Genomic DNA, 3,325 nt, shown 5'->3' with positions numbered 1-3,325 from the left:
GCTCGAAGTGATCGGCAAAGTCATTCGCTGAAGAACAACAGGACCGACCATGGCAGACACAAGCACCGACGGCGCGAGCGCGAACGCCGGCATCGACCTGAGCCAGTTCTATCAGGTCTTCTTCGAAGAAGCCGGCGAGAACCTCGAGCGCATGGAGCAGCTGTTGCTGGCCATCGACGTGGAACAGGCCGACGACGAGGAACTCAACGCCATCTTCCGCTGCGCGCATTCCATCAAGGGCGGTGCCGCCACCTTCGGCTTCGCCGACGTGGCCGAGCTCACCCATCAGATGGAAACGCTGCTCGACAAGCTGCGCCGCCACGAACTCGAACCCACGGCCGACATGGTCGACGTGCTGCTGCAGTCGGGCGATGCCCTGCGCTCGCAGCTCGCGCGCCACCAGGGCGCCGGCGGCGCGGCGGTCGATACCGGCGAGCTGCTCGTCAGGGTGCGTGCCTTCGTGTCCGGCAAGCCGGTGGCGGTCCGCGTGCCTGCCGTGGCCGCCGCGTCGGTGGCGGCATCGCCCCCGCCCGCCACCGTGCCCTCGCCGGCGCTCACGGCCGACGGCCTGCGCGTCATCGAACTCACGCTGGGCCCGCTGCAGCAGCCCGAACTCGCCGTGAGCGTGGTCGAACTCTTCAAGGAGATCGAGGGCCTGGGCACGATCGAGGCGGTCGATGGCGGCATGGCGCAGGACGGTCTGCGCCGCTTCAAGGTCACGACCGGCAGCACCGACGGCGAACTGCTCGACCTGTTCAGCTTTCACGTCGGGCGCGAGCAGGTGGCTTTTCTGCCCTGGGGCGGCGAGAACGTCGCGCCGGGCTACGGCTTCTTCAAGGACAACCCCGGCGCGCCGCGCGAAGCGGCGCCGGGCGAGGGCGGCGCGGGCTTCTTCGGTGAAGCGCCGGGCGCGTCGGCCAGTGCAGCGGCCCAGGGCGGCGGCAAGCCCGCCGCGCGGGCCGAGAAGGCGCCGGCCGCAGCACTCGAGGCCGCGACGATCCGCGTGTCGGTTGAGAAGGTCGATCAGCTCATCAACCTGATGGGCGAGCTCGTCATCACGCAGGCCATGCTGGCCCAGAACAGCACCGCCATGGACCCGGCGCTCTACCAGAGCATGGTCTCGGGCCTGAGCGCGCTGGACCGCAACACGCGCGATCTGCAGGAAGCCGTGATGTCGATCCGCATGATCCCCATGCAGACCGTGTTCAGCCGCTTCCCGCGCATGCTGCGCGACCTGGCCGGCAAGCTCGGCAAGAAGGTCGAGCTGGTCACGCACGGCGAGGCCACCGAACTCGACAAGGGCCTGGTCGAGAAGATCACCGACCCGCTCACCCACCTGGTGCGCAACTCCTGCGACCACGGCATCGAGCTGCCGGCCGAGCGCGTCGCCAACGGCAAGCCCGAAGTCGGCACCATCACACTTTCGGCGAGCCACCAAGGCGGCTCGATCGTCATCGAGGTGCGCGACGACGGCAAGGGCCTCAACCGCGGCAAGCTCCTGAAAAAGGCGCGCGAGCGCGGCCTGCACGCGCCCGACAGCATGACCGACGGCGAGGTCTGGAACCTGATTTTCGAGCCGGGCTTCAGCACCGCCGAAGTGGTGACCGACGTGTCCGGCCGCGGTGTCGGCATGGACGTGGTCAAGAAGAACATCAGCTCGCTCGGCGGCACGGTCGAGATCGACTCCGCCGAGGGCTACGGCATGCGCGTGGCCGTGCGCCTGCCGCTCACGCTGGCCATCATGGACGGCATGAGCGTGGGCGTGGGCAACGAGGTCTACATCCTGCCGCTGTCGAGCGTGGTCGAGAGCTTCCAGGTCGGCCAGAACGTGGTCAAGACCATCGGCGGCAGCGGCCGCGTGGTCGAGGTGCGCGAGGAGTTCATGCCGGTGCTCGATCTGGAGCAGTTGTTCAACGTGCCCCGGGTCGATTTCGACAAGGCCAGCGGCATCATGGTCCTCATCGAAGCCGAGGGCGGCCGCGTGGCGCTGCTGGTCGACGAACTGCTCGGACAGCAGCAGGTGGTGGTGAAGAACCTCGAGGCGAACTACCGCAAGGTCGACGACATCTCGGGCGCCACCATCATGGGCGACGGCCGGGTCGCGCTGATCCTCGACGTGGGCTCGCTGGTGCGGCGCTCGCGGCACTGATCGCCTTCGACCGGAGCAGCGCCGATGAGGATGCCCACCCGGCAGCTCGAGCTGCCCTTCACCGCACCTCGCCAACATCCGCCGCTCGCGCCGCGCGGGCTGCCCGCCGCACCCGTCGCACCGCGCCTGCCGGAGCACCGGCCGGTGACCACGGTGCCGTTGAACGCCGCCTGGCGAGGCCGGGCTCCGGCGCTGCCGCCTCCTTCGATCCTGTTGAGATTTCCGCAAGGGCCTACACCATGAACATTCAAACGACGCTGCGGCAATTCAGCATCCGCGCCCGCATGAACGGGATGATCGTCCTCATGCTCTTGCTGCTGGCCCTGGTGGGCGGGGTGGGTCTGCAGGGCATGCTCGGCATTCAGGGCACCAACGAGTCTTCCGCCGAGCGCACGCTGGCCGAGTCGGCCCGGCTGGGCGAGCTGCGCACCGCGCTGGGCGATCTGCGCCGCTCCGAGAAGGACATGATCATTGCCTACGAGAAGACCGAAGAGGTTCTCGAGCACAAGGCGCAGTGGCAAAAGACCTATGCGCACATGCACCGGCTCATCGACGGCATGCTGGCCGAGCGCTCCGGTGCCGACAACACGGTGCTGCTCGAGTTCAAGCCGCAGCTCGAGGCCTATGCCAAGGGCATTGCGCCGGTGATGGCCCAGCTCGAGGCCTCGGGTTACGACACGGCCACCGTCGCCAACCGCATGCTCGGCCGCGCGAAGGAAGCCATCCGCGCCGGCGAGACGACGCTCGACGAACTGCGCAATACGCTGGTGGGGGAATCGCAGGCCGCGCAGGCCGACAGCCGCCAGGCGGTGGAGCGCACGAAGCTGCTGTTCGGCGGCGTGCTGCTGTTGGCCGTGGCGATCGTGGTGCCGCTGACCTGGCTCAACTCGGCCTCGATCTGCGGCCCCATCGCGCAGGCGCAAACCTTCGCCCAGGCCATCGCGGGCGGCGACCTGATGCAATCGACGAGTGCACAGGGCAAGGACGAGACCGCCGCGCTGCTGCGCGCCTTGGCCGAGATGCAGCAAGGCCTTCACGGCATGGTCAGCTCGGTGCGCCAGTCCACCGACAGCATCGGCACGGCCAGCAGCGAGATCGCCACCGGCAACCTCGATCTGTCCGGCCGCACCGAGCAGGCCGCCAGCAGCCTGCAGCAGACCGCCAGCTCCATGGAGC

At 68.6% G+C, this 3,325-nt stretch carries 3 protein-coding genes; all 3 read left to right on the top strand.

Annotated elements, in window-relative coordinates; genetic code table 11:
* Nucleotides 1-49: 49 nt before the first annotated feature.
* Entirely contained in the window at nt 50-2,149 is a 2,100-nt protein-coding gene (locus H0W38_RS19165) for a chemotaxis protein CheW (protein WP_292457157.1), read from the top strand.
* Between the two features lie 24 nt (nt 2,150-2,173).
* On the top strand, nt 2,174-2,392 hold the full coding sequence (locus H0W38_RS19160; protein WP_292457156.1) for a hypothetical protein: 219 nt from the start codon (nt 2,174-2,176) through the stop codon (nt 2,390-2,392).
* Nucleotides 2,389-3,325, top strand: a 937-nt coding sequence (locus H0W38_RS19155) for an MCP four helix bundle domain-containing protein (protein ID WP_292457153.1), incomplete at its 3' end; no start/stop codon positions are given. The genes H0W38_RS19160 and H0W38_RS19155, both read left to right, overlap by 4 nt.

The sequence above is a fragment of the Methylibium sp. genome (assembly GCF_013817365.1).
In the GTDB taxonomy this organism is placed as follows: domain Bacteria; phylum Pseudomonadota; class Gammaproteobacteria; order Burkholderiales; family Burkholderiaceae_C; genus Methylibium.
The sequence above is the reverse complement of the archived record's forward strand: the minus strand, read 5'-3'. Positions and strand labels throughout refer to the sequence as shown.

Excerpts from the sequence above, each read along its gene's own strand:
- H0W38_RS19165 (WP_292457157.1), top strand. The coding sequence starts at position 50 with ATGGCAGACACAAGCACCGACGGCGCGAGCGCGAACGCCGGCATCGAC.
- H0W38_RS19160 (WP_292457156.1), top strand. The coding sequence starts at position 2,174 with ATGAGGATGCCCACCCGGCAGCTCGAGCTGCCCTTCACCGCACCTCGC.